This window comes from Flavobacterium aquicola (assembly GCF_003385115.1).
Lineage (GTDB): Bacteria > Bacteroidota > Bacteroidia > Flavobacteriales > Flavobacteriaceae > Flavobacterium > Flavobacterium aquicola.
Map to the genome: position 1 here is coordinate 19,082 of NZ_QUNI01000010.1, position 17,895 is coordinate 36,976.

The 17,895-nt window shown below is 31.9% G+C and carries 19 protein-coding genes; 13 read left to right on the forward strand and 6 right to left on the reverse strand.

Annotated elements, in window-relative coordinates; translation table 11 throughout:
• Positions 1 to 196 precede the first annotated feature (196 nt).
• Positions 197 to 1,405, forward strand: coding sequence for a BaiN/RdsA family NAD(P)/FAD-dependent oxidoreductase (locus C8P67_RS15670; RefSeq protein WP_115814122.1), 1,209 nt, complete (start codon positions 197 to 199; stop codon positions 1,403 to 1,405).
• A gap of 24 nt (positions 1,406 to 1,429) precedes the next feature.
• Here the strand turns inward: C8P67_RS15670 and C8P67_RS15675 are convergent, their stop codons facing one another.
• Positions 1,430 to 2,272, reverse strand: coding sequence for a hypothetical protein (locus C8P67_RS15675; protein WP_115814123.1), 843 nt, complete (start codon positions 2,270 to 2,272; stop codon positions 1,430 to 1,432).
• A 19-nt stretch (positions 2,273 to 2,291) separates the two neighbouring features.
• Positions 2,292 to 3,590 carry a TlpA family protein disulfide reductase gene (locus C8P67_RS15680; protein WP_115814124.1) on the reverse strand — a complete coding sequence of 433 codons (1,299 nt, stop codon included), beginning with the start codon at positions 3,588 to 3,590 and terminating at the stop codon, positions 2,292 to 2,294.
• A 142-nt stretch (positions 3,591 to 3,732) separates the two neighbouring features.
• On the opposite strand from C8P67_RS15680, the gene C8P67_RS15685 reads away from it, so the two are divergent.
• The 3 genes from C8P67_RS15685 (at position 3,733) to C8P67_RS15695 (ending at position 6,029) form a co-directional block, all read left to right on the forward strand.
• The gene (locus C8P67_RS15685; protein ID WP_115814125.1) at positions 3,733 to 4,473 is read left to right on the forward strand and encodes a hypothetical protein; all 741 of its coding nucleotides are present in this window, start codon (positions 3,733 to 3,735) and stop codon (positions 4,471 to 4,473) included.
• 14 nt (positions 4,474 to 4,487) lie between these two features.
• Positions 4,488 to 5,252 carry a hypothetical protein gene (locus C8P67_RS15690; protein WP_115814126.1) on the forward strand — a complete coding sequence of 255 codons (765 nt, stop codon included), beginning with the start codon at positions 4,488 to 4,490 and terminating at the stop codon, positions 5,250 to 5,252.
• Between the two features lie 66 nt (positions 5,253 to 5,318).
• The gene (locus tag C8P67_RS15695) at positions 5,319 to 6,029 is read left to right on the forward strand and encodes a hypothetical protein (protein WP_115814127.1); all 711 of its coding nucleotides are present in this window, start codon (positions 5,319 to 5,321) and stop codon (positions 6,027 to 6,029) included.
• Between the two features lie 4 nt (positions 6,030 to 6,033).
• Here C8P67_RS15695 and C8P67_RS15700 read toward each other — a convergent pair whose 3' ends face one another.
• A complete protein-coding gene (locus tag C8P67_RS15700) occupies positions 6,034 to 6,510 on the reverse strand; it encodes a TspO/MBR family protein (protein ID WP_115814128.1) in 477 nt (158 codons plus the stop codon).
• Positions 6,511 to 6,620: 110 nt separating this feature from the next.
• Here C8P67_RS15700 and C8P67_RS15705 point away from each other — a divergent pair, with 110 nt between their 5' ends.
• The 9 genes from C8P67_RS15705 to C8P67_RS15745 all read left to right on the forward strand — a co-directional run bounded on the left by C8P67_RS15705 (position 6,621) and on the right by C8P67_RS15745 (position 13,940).
• A complete protein-coding gene (locus tag C8P67_RS15705) occupies positions 6,621 to 7,703 on the forward strand; it encodes a diphosphomevalonate/mevalonate 3,5-bisphosphate decarboxylase family protein (protein WP_115814129.1) in 1,083 nt (360 codons plus the stop codon).
• A gap of 41 nt (positions 7,704 to 7,744) precedes the next feature.
• Positions 7,745 to 7,939: a hypothetical protein gene (locus C8P67_RS15710; protein ID WP_115814130.1), complete on the forward strand. Its 195-nt coding sequence runs from the start codon at positions 7,745 to 7,747 to the stop codon at positions 7,937 to 7,939.
• 34 nt (positions 7,940 to 7,973) lie between these two features.
• Positions 7,974 to 8,192 (forward strand): hypothetical protein, encoded by a 219-nt coding sequence (locus C8P67_RS15715; protein WP_115814131.1) that lies wholly within the window; start codon positions 7,974 to 7,976, stop codon positions 8,190 to 8,192.
• Positions 8,193 to 8,495 (forward strand): type II toxin-antitoxin system RelE/ParE family toxin, encoded by a 303-nt coding sequence (locus C8P67_RS15720; protein WP_115814132.1) that lies wholly within the window; start codon positions 8,193 to 8,195, stop codon positions 8,493 to 8,495.
• Positions 8,496 to 8,503: 8 nt separating this feature from the next.
• Entirely contained in the window at positions 8,504 to 9,442 is a 939-nt protein-coding gene (locus C8P67_RS15725) for a mevalonate kinase family protein (RefSeq protein ID WP_115814133.1), read from the forward strand.
• 53 nt (positions 9,443 to 9,495) lie between these two features.
• The gene (locus C8P67_RS15730; RefSeq protein ID WP_115814134.1) at positions 9,496 to 10,452 is read left to right on the forward strand and encodes a geranylgeranylglycerol-phosphate geranylgeranyltransferase; all 957 of its coding nucleotides are present in this window, start codon (positions 9,496 to 9,498) and stop codon (positions 10,450 to 10,452) included.
• Positions 10,453 to 10,762: 310 nt separating this feature from the next.
• Positions 10,763 to 11,671: a pseudouridine synthase gene (locus C8P67_RS15735; RefSeq protein WP_115814135.1), complete on the forward strand. Its 909-nt coding sequence runs from the start codon at positions 10,763 to 10,765 to the stop codon at positions 11,669 to 11,671.
• A gap of 75 nt (positions 11,672 to 11,746) precedes the next feature.
• On the forward strand, positions 11,747 to 12,109 hold the full coding sequence (locus tag C8P67_RS15740; RefSeq protein WP_115814136.1) for a nuclear transport factor 2 family protein: 363 nt from the start codon (positions 11,747 to 11,749) through the stop codon (positions 12,107 to 12,109).
• A 70-nt stretch (positions 12,110 to 12,179) separates the two neighbouring features.
• Complete coding sequence (locus C8P67_RS15745) at positions 12,180 to 13,940, forward strand: DUF885 domain-containing protein (RefSeq protein WP_115814137.1); 1,761 nt, start codon at positions 12,180 to 12,182, stop codon at positions 13,938 to 13,940.
• 71 nt (positions 13,941 to 14,011) lie between these two features.
• On the opposite strand, the gene C8P67_RS15750 is transcribed toward C8P67_RS15745, so the two are convergent.
• The 3 genes from C8P67_RS15750 to C8P67_RS15760 all read right to left on the reverse strand — a co-directional run bounded on the left by C8P67_RS15750 (position 14,012) and on the right by C8P67_RS15760 (position 17,739).
• Positions 14,012 to 14,620 (reverse strand): hypothetical protein, encoded by a 609-nt coding sequence (locus C8P67_RS15750; RefSeq protein ID WP_147298245.1) that lies wholly within the window; start codon positions 14,618 to 14,620, stop codon positions 14,012 to 14,014.
• Positions 14,621 to 14,860: 240 nt separating this feature from the next.
• Complete coding sequence (locus C8P67_RS15755; RefSeq protein WP_115814139.1) at positions 14,861 to 15,280, reverse strand: response regulator; 420 nt, start codon at positions 15,278 to 15,280, stop codon at positions 14,861 to 14,863.
• 47 nt (positions 15,281 to 15,327) lie between these two features.
• Positions 15,328 to 17,739, reverse strand: coding sequence for an MASE1 domain-containing protein (locus C8P67_RS15760; RefSeq protein ID WP_115814140.1), 2,412 nt, complete (start codon positions 17,737 to 17,739; stop codon positions 15,328 to 15,330).
• Between the last annotated feature and the right edge of the window lie 156 nt (positions 17,740 to 17,895).

Genomic DNA, 17,895 nt, shown 5'->3' on the forward strand with positions numbered 1-17,895 from the left:
ACGAGGAATCTCCGTTAGAAGCTCGACAAAGATTGGTGATTTTGATTGCGGAATTACTTGCGGAGATTCCTCGTTCCTCGGAATGACAAGTTTGCGGGTTGTAAGTATGTTTAAAAATCAATTGTGTCGTAATTCGTGACAATTAGTGTTTATTTTTTTAATGCTTACATTTGCACTCTAATTCTTTTACAAAATAATGAATCAAAATTTCGACATACTAATTGTTGGCGGTGGTGCTGCAGGCTTTTTTACAGCTATAAATATTGTAGAGAAAAATCCAAAAATGAAAGTTGCGATTCTCGAAAGAGGAGCTGAGGTGTTAGGAAAAGTTCGTGTTTCTGGAGGCGGGCGCTGCAATGTGACACATGCATGCTTTGAACCCAATGAATTAGTCAAATTTTATCCGCGTGGTGAAAAAGAATTGCGAGGTCCTTTTCATCAATTTTGTTCAGGCGATACAATCGAATGGTTCGAAAAGCATGGGGTTGAACTCAAAATTGAAGAAGACGGGAGAATGTTTCCGGTTTCGAATTCTTCGCAAACCATAATTGATTGTTTTGTGAAAGCAACCCAAAAACTTGGAATCAAAGTTTTCACGGGACAAAGTGTTCAGTCCATTTTCAAAAAAGATAATTTTTGGAAAGTAGAAACACAGAACGAAAATTACATTGCCGAAAAATTGGTTCTTGCCACAGGAAGCAACCCAAAAATTTGGGAAATGCTTCAACAACAGGGACACGCGATTGTGAGTCCAGTTCCATCGTTATTTACTTTCAACATAAAAGACCCGAGAATAAAAGAACTGCCGGGTGTTTCTGCATTAGCTACCGTAAAAGTAAAAGATACGAAATTAACTTCGACTGGGCCATTGTTAATCACCCATTGGGGAATGAGCGGTCCGGCAATTTTGAAGTTATCAGCTTGGGGAGCTCGGATTTTATTCGATAAAAATTATCAGTTTACTATTTACGTGAATTGGCTAAATGATCTTGACGCCGAAGATGCCGAGAAGATTTTAAAAACCACAAAACAGGAACACGCCAAAAAAGCGGTTTCCAAAAAGTCAGTTTTTGGCTTGACCAATCGTCTTTGGGAAAGTTTGGTTTTGGCATCGAATATTAACACAGAGACCAAATGGGCTGATTTGTCCAAAGTTCAATTGCAGAATTTAGTAAATCAATTGACGAATGGTACTTTTCAGGTAAATGGCAAAAGCACGTTTAAAGAAGAATTCGTAACCGCTGGCGGAATCGATTTAAAGGAAATCAATTTCAAAACGATGGAAAGCAAACTTCACGAGAACCTTTATTTTGCTGGCGAAATTGTAAATATTGATGCGATTACGGGCGGATTTAATTTCCAAAATGCTTGGACTAGCGGGTTTATTGTGGCGAATGCCGTTTAGATTATCAGGCTGGGTTTTAAGGCGTCAATTTTCAAAGGCTTCAATATAATGAGCATAATTACTTCCTTTCATATACAAATGTTCCCATTTGTTAAAATTATACATGTAAGAATCAAATTGCTTGCCATCACCTTTATTCATAACTAAAGTTTGTCCTATTGAATAATATTTTTTTCCATCGGCTTCAAAAAACCATACATCTGATTTATCTTCAGATGGTAACCATTGCATAGCGATATAATAAGTACCTGAATCAAGCATCAAATTAGTATCTGAAATAGCAACTCGATTCCAGCCTTTTTTATAATCTTTAATGTATTGACTATATATTACTTGATCTGGTACCCCATGCTTGTCATTATAGATTTGAAAATTAAAAGGCGAATTATTAGATTCACTACTTATACAAAAATTATAAGATACAACATGAGGATTATTGCCTACTATTAGTTTTGTAGCACAAACAAGATAGTTGAATTTTGCATTACAGGTTTGACTGTTTGTAAACATGGAGCGATGTAAATTAAAATTTCCATATTTGACCGCTTTTCGCTTATTCCCAATAATAACCTCATGAAGTATTTCTGGTTTTTTGATTAATTTACAAATTAAATCTGTATTTTGTGTTGGCAAAATCTGAATTTGCTCGTAACCATTAGCAACGATATAAATAAAATTATTTCGATTAGCATCTATCAAAAATACTCCTGTTTCATTAGATTTAGAAATAAATTGTCCTTCACTATTAAGGGCTATTGCCTCTTGTATTGGGGACTGATTTAGAGAATCAACAACAGTTATTTTTATTTCTTGACTGTATAAAAAAGAGTTTAATGATAAATAGAACCAAATTAAAAAGCGTTGCATATAATTGTGAATTTTATTGTTACAAATGTTTCTGGATTAACGTTTCTATTTCAGTGCTCGATGGTCTTGGCGCATCTTTGTGTATCATTAAGCCGTTTTTTCCAAATAAGACATAACGAGGGATTGGACCTAAATTTATATCTTTCAATAGTTGGTCATTATCTGATTTTGAAAGCAAAAAACTGTTGTCTTTGTTCAGAATGTCAGGATATTGAGCCATCGATTTTTCCCATGCTGAGGTACTTTTATCAACCGAGAGAAAAAGAAAAATGACATCAGGATATTTCTCCATCAGCTTTTTTTCACTTGTAAATTCTTCACGGCAAGGTTTGCACCAAGAAGCCCAAAAATCGACTAAAACTAATTGACCTCGATATTTATCAATCATATTTTGTAAAATAAATGATATTTTTTTAGGCTGCAAATCTAGATTTATGGCATTTAGATATTCTTGATCTTTACAGTTTTTTCTAAATACGTCAATCGAAGCTTGATCTGCTTTTTCTTTGGATTCCCGACTATTTAGTGTGAAATTGATAAAGGTATACAGTAAATAATCCTTGATTTTTTGATTTTCGATAGCTGTGGATGCAAAGGTAACTTGATTATGAAGATTAATTGTTTTACCTTCTTTTTTTAAAGACTTAAGAACATAATTTTGCAGTAAATCACGGTATTCATCAACAATAATTAATTCATTCGCATCTTGAAAACTTTTTTCGATTGAAGAAAAAGTTAGCGGATTAATTTCTTTATTTTCAAGCTCATTATATCTAATTAATGACCAATACATCGTTTTAAAATAATTATAAAACTCTTTTGAAATCTTATCGTTTTTGTAATAATCTTCTAATGATTTTTGCTCTTTTAAGTAAACTGGGTCAAAATATTTTATCATTTTGTTCAATAAACGAATCTGCTTTAATTCATTATAATTCGAAATATTTTCTGCTTTTCCATAATTTTCAAAACACGTATTTACAAATTGAGACTCTAGTTGGCGGTATTGGTTAGTCTTACAGGAATAATCAATTAATCCTTTTTCGTTTATTGTAAATTCAATGATTTCATTCGGCAAAGCAAAAATTGGAGTTTCTTTTTTAAAGTCAATACATTTGATTGCTATTGGAGTTTCTGTCTTTAGGGTTAAAATTCTATTTTTTTCACTTATAACTGTGGGTTCATTTAAAAATTTTAACTGCCGGCAGACAATCGGAATGTTTTCTTGTTTTTCTCCTTTGTATTTTAGAACAATTTCTTGTGAGTAAGACACTGTAGCCACCCACAAAAAAAGAAATATAGTTTTAAATTGTAACATATCAGTAGTTTATTTTTCAAATGTATAAAATCAGACATAAAATTATCGATTGTTTTAGTGTTTAATTAACAAAAAATTACATCAATAATAAGTTTTTCTTATGACCTATTAGAATAAATTTACTTTCAATATAATCTTACATATGAAAGTAAAATTACTTGTTACATTATCTTTATTAGCCTCTCAATTTAGCTTTTCTCAAAATGTAGAATTACTTCATGGAAAAGTTCTTAATCAAGATCTTCGCATTAAGAATGTTGATGTAATTAATTTTAATTCTAAAGAACAAACAAAAACAGATCAGTTTGGTGTTTTTTTTATTGTTGCAAAAACTAATGATATACTTGTTTTTGTTTCTAAAAGCTATGAATTAAAAAGATTGCTCGTGAACCAAAAGCTTTTTGAAGAAAAAGCTTTATGTGTTTTTATGGACTTGAAACCTGAAGAATTGGAAGATGTTGTGATTACGAAAATGCCTTCTATTAAATTAAGTGGAGACAAAAAATATGAGCAAAGCAAGTTGGATGATTATGCTTTAGAAAAAACGCCTTTAAAAATACCTCATGTTAATGATGGAACTATTCAATATGGAATGGATTTTATGCGAATTGGCGGAATGCTTTTTGGATTATTTGCAAAAGAAAAAGAACCAAAAAAAGAAGCTCCACCCAAAATTGAATTTGCTACATTGGCCAAAAACACTTGTGAACAAAATTTCTTTACAGAAAATCTAAAATTGAAAGAGGAAGAAATTGAACTTTTTCTTCAATTTTGTGATGCAGATCCTAACTCGAAAAGACTGAAGGAGAATACAAACAAACTCAGTATGATGGATTTTTTAATTATCAAAAAAAGCGAATTTCAGAACTTAAAAAAGTTATAAAATTAAAGATAAATATGAGAGTAAAATTACTTTTGGCATTATGCTTATTTGTATGTCAGGTCAGTTTTTCACAAACGGAACAACTTCTCAAGGGAGTCGTATCATCTGAAAATTTTTTACTTTATAATGTAGATGTTATAAATAAAACTTCTCAAAAAAGTAGCGTGACAAATGAAAAAGGAGAATTTGTAATTGCTGTCAAAGCAAATGATAGTCTTCTTTTCTACTTAAAAGATTTTAATTTAAAAAGGCTGAAAGTATCTCAAGAACAGATTAAATTAAATAATTTACAAATTGTAATGTTTAAGAAGGCTGAAGAATTAGAAGAGGTGCTAATTACAAAAATAGAAGGTGCCAAAATAGAAGGTGCCAAATTTAATAAAAAGGTTTTTGATGCTTGGGAAAAAGGAAAAAGAGAAGAAATAAAAGTAAAAAAAGCAGATGATCTTGCAAATAATCGTACCGTGTATGATGGTACAATTGATAACGGAATGGATTTTTTTGCAATTGGTAAAAAGATTTTAGGACTATTTGTAAAAAATAAAGAACCCGAAAAAGAAACTTCCCCAGAAATTGATTTTACAATATTGGCAATTCAAACCTGTGATTTAAAATTCTTTACTGATAATCTAAAATTAAAACCTGAAGAAATTAGACTTTTTCTTCAATTTTGCGATTTAGATCCTAAATCAAAAAAAATAATGGAACATAATAACGTGCTAAGCATGATGGATTTTCTTTCGGCTAAAAACACTGAATTTCAGGAGTTAAAAAAATAAATAATTCACGTGTTTTAAATCATACTGGTAAGCTGCAAATATTTTAATTCCGATAAATTTTTTAATTTGAAAATAAAATTACCATTAGTATTCTTTTTTTTTACTTGTCACGGTGTTTTTTCACAAACAGCGGGAATTCTTAAAGGGAACATTTCTTCGGAGAATACCTTAATCCAAAATGTGTATGTTATTAATAAAACATCCAAAAAAAGCGTTTTAGCAAATGAAAAAGGAGATTTTACAATTGAAGCTAAAGCTAATGACAGTCTTGTGTTTTTTGCAAAAGATTATTATTTAAAAGAAATAAAACTGACTTCCTATCAGATTGAGCAGAATAATCTATTAATTTTCATCTACAAGAAACCGGAAGAGTTAGATGAAGTAGTGGTTAATCAGATGAAATCTATTAAACTAAGTGCAAATAAAAGTTATGAGCAAGCTAAATTGGATGAATTAGATGTTGATAAAAGAGGTGCGAAAATAAGAACCAATATGTATGATGGAACAATAGAAAATGGTATGACAAAGATTAAAAGATTATTTGGTCCTAAAAATAAAGCTCTACCAGAAATTGAGTTTGAAACATTGGCAAAAAATACCTGCGATCAAAAATTTTATCTAGAAACTTTAAAATTAAAACCAGAAGAGATTGATCTTTTTCTTCAATTTTGCGATTTAGATCCTAAATCAAAAAAAATAATGGAACATAATAACGTGCTAAGCATGATGGATTTTTTAATTGCCAAGAACATTGAATTTCAGAAGTTAAAAAACTAAATATTTATCTATTCAGCCACCAAATACTTCCATTCAAAACAGTTGCAAAACTCACCCAAAGTAAATATGGAATAAACAAATAACCTGATATTTTATTGATTTTGGCAAACTGAATATAAGTTTCGTAAATCATCAGCCATAAAATAACTATTTCAAGACCAGCAAGCATTGGGTTTTTTAGACCAAAAAATAAATACGACCACAATGCGTTTAATGCCAATTGAATGGCGAAGAACTGTAATGCTTTTTTAACAGCTTCTTTTTCGAAATCAATTCTGTCCCAAACTAACCCTGCCGCAATTCCCATCATAATGTAAAGCATACTCCACACAGGGGCAAACACCCAATTAGGAGGATTGAAACTCGGTTTGATTAAAGTTGGATACCAAGCCATTATTGCTGACTTAGTTACAATTCCAGAAAAATAGCCCACTACAAGACAGGTTACAACGACAGATAATATTCGGGTGAGTTTATTCATTTCTTGTGATTTTAGAGAAGTCAAAAATACTTAAAACTTTCCAGCATTACTCAAATAAAGCAATAAACGGTTTCTGCAAAAAAAAGTATCTTTGCCGAAAATTACTATTTATGTTTGAAGCTGACGATTTTATTCCATCAAAATATACAAATTCTATTGATAAGGGAAATTTTTCTTGGAGCGCTCCCAGCAATATTGCTCTGGTAAAATATTGGGGAAAGAAAGAGAATCAGATTCCTGCAAATCCATCCGTTAGTTTTACGCTGAATAACTGTAAAACAATTACGGCTTTGGCTTTCACCAAAAAACAGAACGACGGCAATTTCTCTTTCGATTTATTATTTGAAGGAAAACCAAAAGAAGACTTCAAACCGAAAATTCAAAAATTTTTGGAAAGAGTTGAGGTGTATTTACCGTTTCTGAAAGATTATCATTTCACAATTGACACCCAAAATACTTTTCCGCACAGTTCCGGAATTGCTTCATCGGCATCGGGAATGGCGGCTTTGGCGATCAATTTTATGAGTTTGGAGAAAGCTTTAAATCCAGAAATGACCGAAGATTATTTTATTAGTAAAGCTTCATTTTTGGCACGATTAGGATCAGGAAGCGCCTGCCGAAGCGTAAAAGGACAAGTAGTAGTTTGGGGAAATCAAGCAAGTATAAAGGGAAGCACCGATTTGTACGGAGTGGAATATCCGTATGAAATTCATCCGGTTTTCAAGAATTTTCAAGATACGATTCTGCTTGTTGATAAAGGCGAAAAACAAGTTTCGAGTACAGTGGGCCACGATTTGATGCACAATCACCCATTTGCCGAAAGGCGTTTTGCACAGGCACATGAAAATTTAGATAAACTGATCCCTGTTTTTAAAAATGGCGATTTAGATGAATTTATCAAAATTGTTGAAAGTGAAGCCTTGACTTTGCATGCTATGATGATGACTTCCCAGCCGTATTTTATTTTGATGAAACCAAATACACTGCAGATAATTAATGCAATCTGGAAATTTAGAAATGATACTAAAATCCCAGTTTGTTTTACTCTTGATGCCGGCGCCAATGTGCATGTTTTGTATCCAAATAGCGTTAAAGAAAAAGTACTGCAGTTTATTCAGGCAGAATTAGTTGGCTATTGCCAAAATGGTCAGTACCTTTGCGACGAAATTGGAAATGGTGCTTTGTTAGGCTAAAACCTTTTTTTTGTATCTTTAGTTCTTAATTAATTGTAATTATGGACTTGAATGCCGAAAAATTAGAATTGATCAGGAAAGTTTTAGAAACTGATGATAATGCTATTCTGAAAAAGATAAGAGCAGTTTTTGAAGACAAAGAAAAAAAAGTTTGGGAAGAGTTAACTCCCGAACAGCAGGAAGAAATAAACATCGGAATACAAAATGAAAATCGTGGAGATGTAGTCGATTTTTGAAAAAATGATTTCCAAATTATAAAATTTTAGAATCATGGACATACAATTTGAAAAATCAGAATTGATGAAAAAGTTGGAAGCTACCAATGATATTTCAATAATTGAAGCTATAAAGAAAATTTTCAAATCGGAAAAGAAAGACTTTTGGGACGAGTTGACTCAGGAACAAAAGGACGAAATCGAAGAAGGAGAAAGACAGATTGAAAGAGGTGAGTTTGTACTTTATGAAGATTTGATGAAAAAGTACAGGTAGATGAAAAGAGAAATTATCTTTTCAAAAAATGCCGAAAAAAGTTTAATTGATTTATTGGAATATTTAGAATTTAAATGGTCAGTAAAAGTTAAGGAGAAATTTATTTTAAAATTAGATAAGTTAATTTACTTAATTCAAAAAGATCCTGAAATTTTTCCAAAGTCTCAAATAAATAAATTCCAGCATAGATGTGTGATATCTAAGCAAACAACAATTTATTACAGATATAATGCTAAGGCAATAAGAGTTTTGTCGTTGTTTGACACCCGACAAAACCCAGCAAAAATTAAGAAAATACAATAAATATCCATATGAAAGGACCTTTATTTTACTCAAAAATATTACTCTTTGGAGAATACGGAATTATTCGTGACTCAAAGGGATTGTCAATCCCTTATAATTTTTACAACGGAGCCCTTAAGAAAGATGCTAATCCTTCTGCTGAAGCGATAGATTCAAATGGACATTTGAAACGTTACGTTGTCTATTTAGAGCAATTGCAAAAAGAACAGCCAGATTTGGTTACATTCGATTTAGAGACTTTAAATAATGACGTTCAAACCGGAATGTATTTTGATTCCAGTATTCCACAGGGATATGGAGTAGGCAGCAGCGGAGCATTGGTTGCGGCTATTTATGACAAATATGCACAAAATAAAATCACCGTTTTAGAGAATTTAACTCGTGAAAAGTTATTGACTCTAAAAACAATTTTTTCGCAAATGGAGAGTTTTTTCCACGGAAAAAGTTCAGGACTTGATCCGTTGAACAGTTATTTGAGTATTCCAATTTTGATTAATTCGAAAGATAATATCGAAGCAACAGGAATTCCAACTCAAAGCCTTGACGGAAAAAGAGCTGTATTTTTATTAGACTCAGGAATTGTGGGCGAAACCGCTCCGATGGTGAATATTTTCATGGAAAACCTCAAGGATCAAGGTTTCCGTACAATGCTGAAAAACCAATTTGTAAAATATACAGACGCTTGTGTAGAAAATTTTCTTGGTGGCGATATGAAGTCATTATTCGAAAATACCAAACAACTATCGAAGGTGGTTCTTAATAATTTTAAACCAATGATTCCAGAACAGTTTCATGGAATCTGGCAGGAAGGAATCGATTCAAATGATTATTACTTAAAATTATGCGGTTCTGGCGGAGGCGGTTATATTCTGGGATTTACCGAAGATTTAGAGAAAGCAAAAGCATCATTGAAAGATTTTAAATTGGAAGTTGTTTATCAGTTTTAATATTTTAGAGTAAGAAAAACCAATAAGCACCGTTATAATTTTAAACAAACTTCATGTTAAGCAGAAAGCATAAACTATTTATTTGGAAAATTATCAGTTTATTCTCTGTCGTAAGAGGTTATAATATTCCCATTATAGCCTTAGCCCAGTATCTATCAGCTATTTTTATATTGGCACCAGAGCAGAGAGCTTTGTCCATATTGTTGGATTTTCGGCTTTTTATTATTGTGCTTTGTTCCAGTTTAGCGATTGCTTCCGGCTATATAATCAATAGTTTTTATGACAGCAAAAAGGATTTAATTAACCGCCCGAATAAATCGCAATTAGATCGTCTGGTAAGCCAAAAAACAAAACTGCAGGTCTATTTCAGTCTTAATCTTTTTGTCGCTTTAATCGCTTTTTTCGTTTCTTTTAGAGCCGTTTTGTTTTACTCGGTTTATATTTTTTTGATATGGTTTTATTCTCATAAAATCAAGAGGTACGCCCTAATTGGCAATTTAATGGCCGCGTTTCTAGCCGTTCTGCCTTTTTTCGGAATCCTATTGTACTACTATTTACAAATGCCTTTGTATGAAATCGAAAGCAATACAAGCAAACTTGCTGTTATTCTTTCCCACGGCACATTCCTTTTTTTATTAATCTTGATCAGAGAAATGATAAAAGATTTAGAAAATTTACAAGGTGATTTTGCCAATAACTATAAAACTATTCCAATAATTTACGGAGAAGAAACTGCAAAAAAAGCCATTACCATATTGACATTATTAACAGTAGTTCCTGTTTATTTTTTAATCAATATCTACGATGTCGGTTACATGGATATCTACTTTTATTTCGGCTTTATCGTTTTAATTTTCTTCCTGTTATACCTGTGGAAATGGCGGACAAAAGCCCAATATATAATGCTTCACAACGTTTTGAAGTTCCTTATTGTAGCTGGAGTTTTTTGCATTGTACTCATAAATCCGAGCGTTCTTTGGCACGGAAAAAAAGTATTGATGACAATTTAGGCGATAATAATTTTTTGGAGCATAAAAAATAGGCATTTTCAGGAAACATGGGTTCCCGCTATCCGTTACAATTCCCGATTAAGTAAAACTACGGCAAAAAAGCCTTGTTTTTCTAAATCGGGAGATTTTCACTTCTATCGGGGCTAAAGACAGAGATAAGGCATTTTTGTTAGCATTAAATCGATGACGCATGAAGTACTAGTCGAAATTTTTTTAAAAATCATTAAATTAAGCAGTTAACGTTTTCTAATTATCAAAAATCGTTTCCCAATGATATAAATGCTATCTTTGCACCAAATTATAGAATATTATGAATAATAAGGGAGGCAATAGTAGAGGCGGTAGTGCAAGATCAAGCAGTTCCAGACCAAGTTCCAATAAGCCAAAACCTGCAATGCCAAAAAGGGCTCAGGGGCCAAAAAAAGTAAAAGTAAATACCAAAGTAGCCGAAGCTGAGGCTAAAAAAGTAGAAAAAAAACCTAATCAAGCGCCAAAGAGACCTAAGGTAAAAGATGAAATTCGTTTGAATAAATACATCTCAAACTCAGGAACCTGCTCAAGACGCGATGCCGATATTTATATACAATCAGGAAATGTAAAGGTAAACGGAGTTCCGGTTACCGAAATGGGGTATATGGTAAAACCAGGAGATGTAGTGAATTTTGATGGAGTAGTTTTAACTCCAGAGAAAAAAGTATATATCTTATTGAACAAGCCTAAAAATTTCACCACAGCACTGGATGAAGGTCAGGAATACCGAAATGTTTTAGAATTGATAAAAGGTTCTACAACGGCAAAAGTCGGTGCTATTGGCAGAATGGACAAGAATACAACAGGTTTGTTAGTTTTTACTAATGATACCGATATGATTCGAAAATTTACTTTACCAAGTCAAAAATCGACTAAAATTTATCAAGTTTCTTTAGATAAAAATTTAAAATTTGAAGATTTAGAAAAAATAAATAAAGGTCTTGTATTAGATGGTCACCGCGTTGCTGTGGATGAAATAAGTTATATTGAAGGAGAATCCAAAAGTGAAATAGGTATTCAGTTAAAATCTTCAAACATAAAAGTGGTTCGTGCCATATTTGAGCATTTTGAATATAATGTTCTTAGAGTTGACCGTGTAGCTTTTGCAGGTTTAACCAAGAAAAATTTACCAAGAGGAAACTGGAGACTGCTTACAGATCAAGAAGTCATCAATTTAAAAAACGTATAATTTTTTTTAAAACTATTCTTAAATCCCTTTCAAATTTAATTTGTGAAGGGATTTTTTAATTTAACATAAAACCAAATGACATCAGAAAAATTACAATCCATAGCTTTTAAATGGTTTGAAGCCTTTAATAATCATAATCTAGAACAATTGTTGTCTCTTTATGATGATGAAGCGGAGCATTTTAGTCCGAAATTGAAAAAGCTCAGACCCGAAACTCAAGGTTTGGTAACAGGGAAAGAGGCTTTACGCAACTGGTGGCAAGATGCTTTTGATCGATTGCCAAGTTTACATTATAAAGTGACTTCTCTAACTGCAAATACAGACCGTATTTTTATGGAATATGTACGGACAGTCGACGCTGATGAGGATATGCTTGTGGCCGAAGTTCTTGTTGTAAAAGAAAATAAGATAGTCGCTTCCAGAGTATACCATGGTTAGGATTTAAGAAAAAATTAACAATAATATTTACAATAAGAATTAGCTTTACATTCCTAAAAGTATAACAAATATGAAGAAAATTACATTTTTTATAACCCTATTAGCTGTTTCAATAGTATTAGTGAACTGTAAATCTAATGATAAAAAGCAAGATTTTGCATTATTTACTAAACAGTATTTTGATGACAAGAATGCATTAGATCCTTTGTCAGCAACTCAAAACGGTCAAAACCAATACAATGACCAGCTGCAGTTTGAGATGACTGATAGCTATAGAAAAAAACAGCTTGAATTCTTTAATAAATATGATACTGGTTTAGCCGCATTTGATGAAAAGCAGTTTTCAGAAGAAGAGAAAAACAGCTATGAAATCATAAAATGGGAAGTTGAAGTTGGGAAAAAACTATTGGAACAGCCTACAAACCTAATGCCGATTCATCAGTTTTGGGGTACGCATTTAACGATGGGGCAATTTGCTGGTGGTACAAGCGCACAGCCTTTCAAAACAGAAAAAGATTATACTGATTTCTTGAAAAGAATGGACAAATACAGCGTTTGGATCGATTCGGCTTTGGTATATATGAAGAAAGGAGTTGAAAAAGGAATCGTTTTGCCTAAAGCATTAACAGAAAAAGTAATTCCGCAGTTTGCTGATATGCCAACTCCAAAGATTGAAGACAATTTATTTTATTCTTCAATTAAGCTGATGCCTGCCACATTTTCTGATGAGGTAAAAAAAGATTTAACAGCTAAATACGCTTCTGTAATCAATGATAAATTGATACCTCGATATAAAAAAATGGCAGATTTTCTTAAAAACGAATATTTGCCAGCATCAAGAGCTACCAGCGGAATTGGAAGTCTGCCTTTTGGAAAAGATTTATATGTGATTTATGTAAAACAGTGGACGACTACTGAAATGACTCCAGAGGAAATCCATGAATTAGGATTAAAAGAAGTAGCCCGTTTAAATGCAGAAATGGAGAAAGTGAAAAACCAAGTTGGATTTAAAGGAACTCTTCTTGAATTTTTTGAATACGTAAGAAACAAACCGGAATTAAAACTATTTAAAAAACCGGAGGAAGTAATTGTAAATTTTGAAAGAATTTATAGTGTCATAAAACCAAATGTTGACAAGTTATTTTCATTACAGCCTAAGACAAAATTTGAAATAAGAAGAACTGAAGCTTTCCGCGAAAAAACGGCTAGTGCTGAATACATGCAGGGAACAGCAGATGGTTCTCGTCCTGGTATTTTTTATGTTCCCATTCCAGATGTAAAAGAATATAATGTGTATGGAGATGAAGATTTGTTTTTGCATGAAGCCATTCCAGGACATCATTTCCAAATTTCATTACAGCAGGAAAATAATGCTTTACCAGATTTTAGAAAATTCAATTGGTTTGGAGCTTATGGCGAAGGCTGGGCATTATATACTGAAAGCTTGGGCAAGGAATTAGGTTTATATCAAGATCCGTATCAATATTTTGGTATGTTAGGAAATGAAATGCACAGGGCAGTCCGTTTAGTGGTTGATACAGGATTGCACAGCAAAGGCTGGACAAGAGAGCAGGCAATTAAATATTCCATGCAGAATGAAGCCGAAAGTGAAGTGGGAATTACTGTTGAAATTGAACGTTATATGGCCATTCCCGGACAGGCTTTGTCATACAAAATTGGTCAGCTTAAAATCTTGGAACTCCGTAAAAGAGCGCAAGACAAAATGGGAGCTAAATTTGATATTAAGAAGTTTCATGAAAAAACATTGGAATCTGGTGTAATGCCTTTAGCTTTATTGGAAAAGAAAATTGATTCTTGGATTAATGAATAACAGTAAATAGTAGTTTCAAAAAAAGGGCAGCAATTTTAGAATTGCTGCCCTTTTTTGAGTAAGATTTTGAATTATAATTTAAAAATTTTACTGAAAAAATAAGGTTTTAAATTTGTTTTAACAGAAGTATCAGAGTTAGAGGTGTCTTCGTATTCGAAATCAGGATAACCAAGTATGATTCTAATTCCTTCTGGAATAGTGCTTAATATTGCTTTTTTTTCAGAATGTAAATTGTTTTGAAGAATACTTTTTGTTTTTTGTTTTTCATTTTCAAAATGTGATAAAATCAGCATTACTGCAAAATTTAAAACTGCCCCCGCAGTTGCACTTTTGATGCCTACTTCATTTGATATCATTTCGGATATACGGCCTTTCTTAGTAGAAAAAATTAAGTTTAAAGGAATAAAACCTTCGCGTTCGAAGGAATAATTTATCGAAGATAGTTTTCCGTTATCATATTCTATTGTTTTATAGAATTCGGTAAAAGTTATACACTCAATAATTTTTTCATATAATGAAGGATTTTCTATTATATTATCAAGACCAATAAGTACAGTGCAAATGCTTGTGTCTATTGATTTTTTTAATAACATCTCATTTTCTTCATATTTTTTACAAAACATTGAAATTAATGGCGAAGTTATTATGCTTCGTAGTTGATTAAGTAATATGGGGGTCATACTTTTATTTTGTTATCAAGCTAATTTTCTATTTGCATTAATTTTAAATAATCGATTAAGTGTATTTTTTCGTCGATTATGTGATAAATGTATACAAAAAAATATAACAAATAACAAAAAGAATATTTTTTTTTAAAAAACGTAATGATTTAACAAAATGTTTCTAGTTTTTCTTACTGGCTGATTTCAAATTAATAAGCCAATGTGACGTTGGAAAGAGTAAATGATAATTGTTTATGGTTACGAGAAATATTGGTCTAAAATACTTGTTAGACCTTCCATAGTAAGTATTTTGCTTTGAAAGCCTGCAATTGCAGGAAGTTTTGAAGCTCTTTCTTTGTCATCGGGATTTAGTGAGCTTGTTAACATTATAATTTTGGCACCTCCTTTTTGATCTGGTTGCAATTTAGAAAAAGCATCTGCAAATTCCCATCCATCCATGACAGGCATATTGATGTCTAGAAAAATTAACATTGGCTGCGGATAAGAACTATCTGGTTTTTCATATTTTCCCGAATTTGTTAAATAGTCTAAGGCTTCCTGCCCATTTAATGTAATTTCTATATGATCAGTTATATCAGCTTTTTTAATCAGCATTCTGGTGATAAAATTGGTTGCTTTATCGTCGTCGATTAGTAATACAGTATTTATTTTTTTCATTACTTATTATATATTCTCTTGTGATATTATTAATTGTTAGAGTTGTGTCAGATTTTTGGTATCGTGAAAAATATAGATGTCCCATTACCGAATGAAGATTCTGCCCAAATAGTTCCGCCATGTAAGGAGACAATTTTTTTGCAGATTGAGAGACTTATTCCTATTCCAGAATATTCCTCACGATTATTTAAACGCTTGAAAATTATAAATATTTTTTCATGGTTGTGCTCTTCAATTCCAATTCCGTTATCTTCTATTTTAAAAAGCCAATTATTATCAGCATCTTCTGCACTTATATTAATTTCTAAAGGAACGTCTTTTTTTCTAAACTCGATGGAGTTGTTTATTAAATGTTTAAATAATTCGATTAATTCTACGGAATATCCATCAATACTAGGCAGTTTGCTAATGTGAATTTTTGCTTCTGATTTTTCGATACTATCAGACAGTAATGATATGGACTCGTTTATTATTTTGTTGCAATCTTCTTTTGAGATTTCTACTTGTTTTCCTATCCGTGAATAGTCTAATAGTCCTTTGACGAGTTTTTGCATTCTATCAGAAGATTCAAAAATAAAATTTAGATACTGTATTGTGTCTTCACTTAGCTCTTTAATGGAATCATTTTTGAGCTGTTCAGTGAAATATTTCAAGGTTAGCAATGGTTCATGTAAGTCATGCGAAGCTATATGGACAAATTGTTCTAATTCTTGATTTTGAATTTGTAATTTTTGATTTTGCAAGGCGATTTCTTTTTCATTCTCCTTTATTTGGGTAATATCCCGTGCTATGGCATCGACGTGATCTGGAATTCCGTTTTTGTCAAAAATTATTTTCGCATTTAAAGAAATCGTTTTTATCGCCCCCAATTTCGTTTTAATTGTTTGTGTATAATTATGCAGCATTAATTGCTCCTTTATGAGGGTAATGACAGTGTCATTTTTCTCTTCCTCGGGTTGCAATACATAAGTTTTCTGACCAATCAACTCTTCGGCTGTGTAACCGCAAAAATCTTTTACAGAAGGGCTCAGATTCAAAAAAGTACCGTTAAGATCGGTTTGGAATATGATATCCTGAATGTTTTCAAAAATATTACGATATTTTTCCTCACTCTTTTTTAAGGCTTCGTCCGCCTTTATCTGTTCAGTGATATTGGTCGAAATAATAGTTGCACCAATAATTTCATGCTGCTGGTTTACAATCGGGCTAGTTTTAAATTCCCAATAACTTCCGTCAAAATCAAATTTTCTTATAGTAGTTATGCTTTCGCCTTCAAAAACCTTATCTAAAACAGCTATGGCATCATTAAGCTCAGCTAAGTTGCTAAGGCTTTCCTGCAGAGTCATTCCTATAGTGATGTCCACATTATTCATCGCTTTAATATTCTTTTTATGGATATTGTTGAAATTCAAATATTCATAATTTCGGTCTACAGAATATATACTCACATCTTTTGGGCTTTCTATAATTGCCTCAAGTATAGTTTCATTGTTCTGAAGTTTACTTTTGCTTAATTTATTTAGATTTTTTGCTCTTTGACGTTCTGTTAAAATGGTTGAAAAAAAGAAACTGCAGATTGAAATTACACACAGGAATATATCTAAAAACAAAATAGAGTTATTTACATTTTCTTTGATGAATGGACCAATTCCTTTTGCAGTTGTTATAATTTCAAATGTGGCTATGATAATAATGATAAGTGAGGTTATTTTTGTTCCAAAACGGTATACAGACCAGAATAATAATGGTAAGATGAGATATTTTAAATCATACTCTTGGAAAAATACATAGCTGCATAAAATGACGGTAATTGTTCCAAAGAAGAAAATTTCTGAAAAATTAATTTTTTTCGGGACTGAAGAATCTTCGTAAAGCCAAGATAATAGAAAAGGTGTAATCAGGATAATTCCAATGATATCGCCTTGCCACGAAGTTTGAAAAGTCAGCCAGATTTCATTTATAGTAATAATATTTGAAATTGCTAAGCTGGCCGTTGCGATCGTGCAGGAAATGGTAGCATAGCAAACGGAGCCTAAAATCAGTAAAATTAATACAGTTTCTCCGCTGTACAAAGGATGACGTCCTTTACTCATTTGGGTTACTATGAACTTACTGAATAACGCGGCGCTTATATTTCCTGAAGCAATTACAGATCCAACTATAAAATGAGTTAATAAATCAGGACTGTGCAAATTTGCAATATTTAAATCCGGAAATGTATTGACGATAAGAGTTCCTATTCCAATTCCGAATATCGCTCTCTTTTCTGTGATTAAAATTGACGCCAAAGCAAGTCCAGCAGGTAAAAATATTGGACTGACACGCATGGGTTCAATAGGTAACAAAAAACTGATTTTATAAAGCAGAATATATAATACAGCTATGACAGGACCAGTGGTTTTTGATCTTAAAAAGGATAGTTCAGAATAGAATGAAGTTAATGAATTTTTAGATTTCATTATGTTTTAATTTCTATTTGTATAAATATTCCAAATCAAAAAGGCGATAGAATTTTTAAATAAAATAATGTATGAGATTCAAAATTGTGCTAATTGAGTATGAAATTATAAAAATTATACTAAAGTTTTTAAAGTCAGTAGGAATATTTTGCCGAA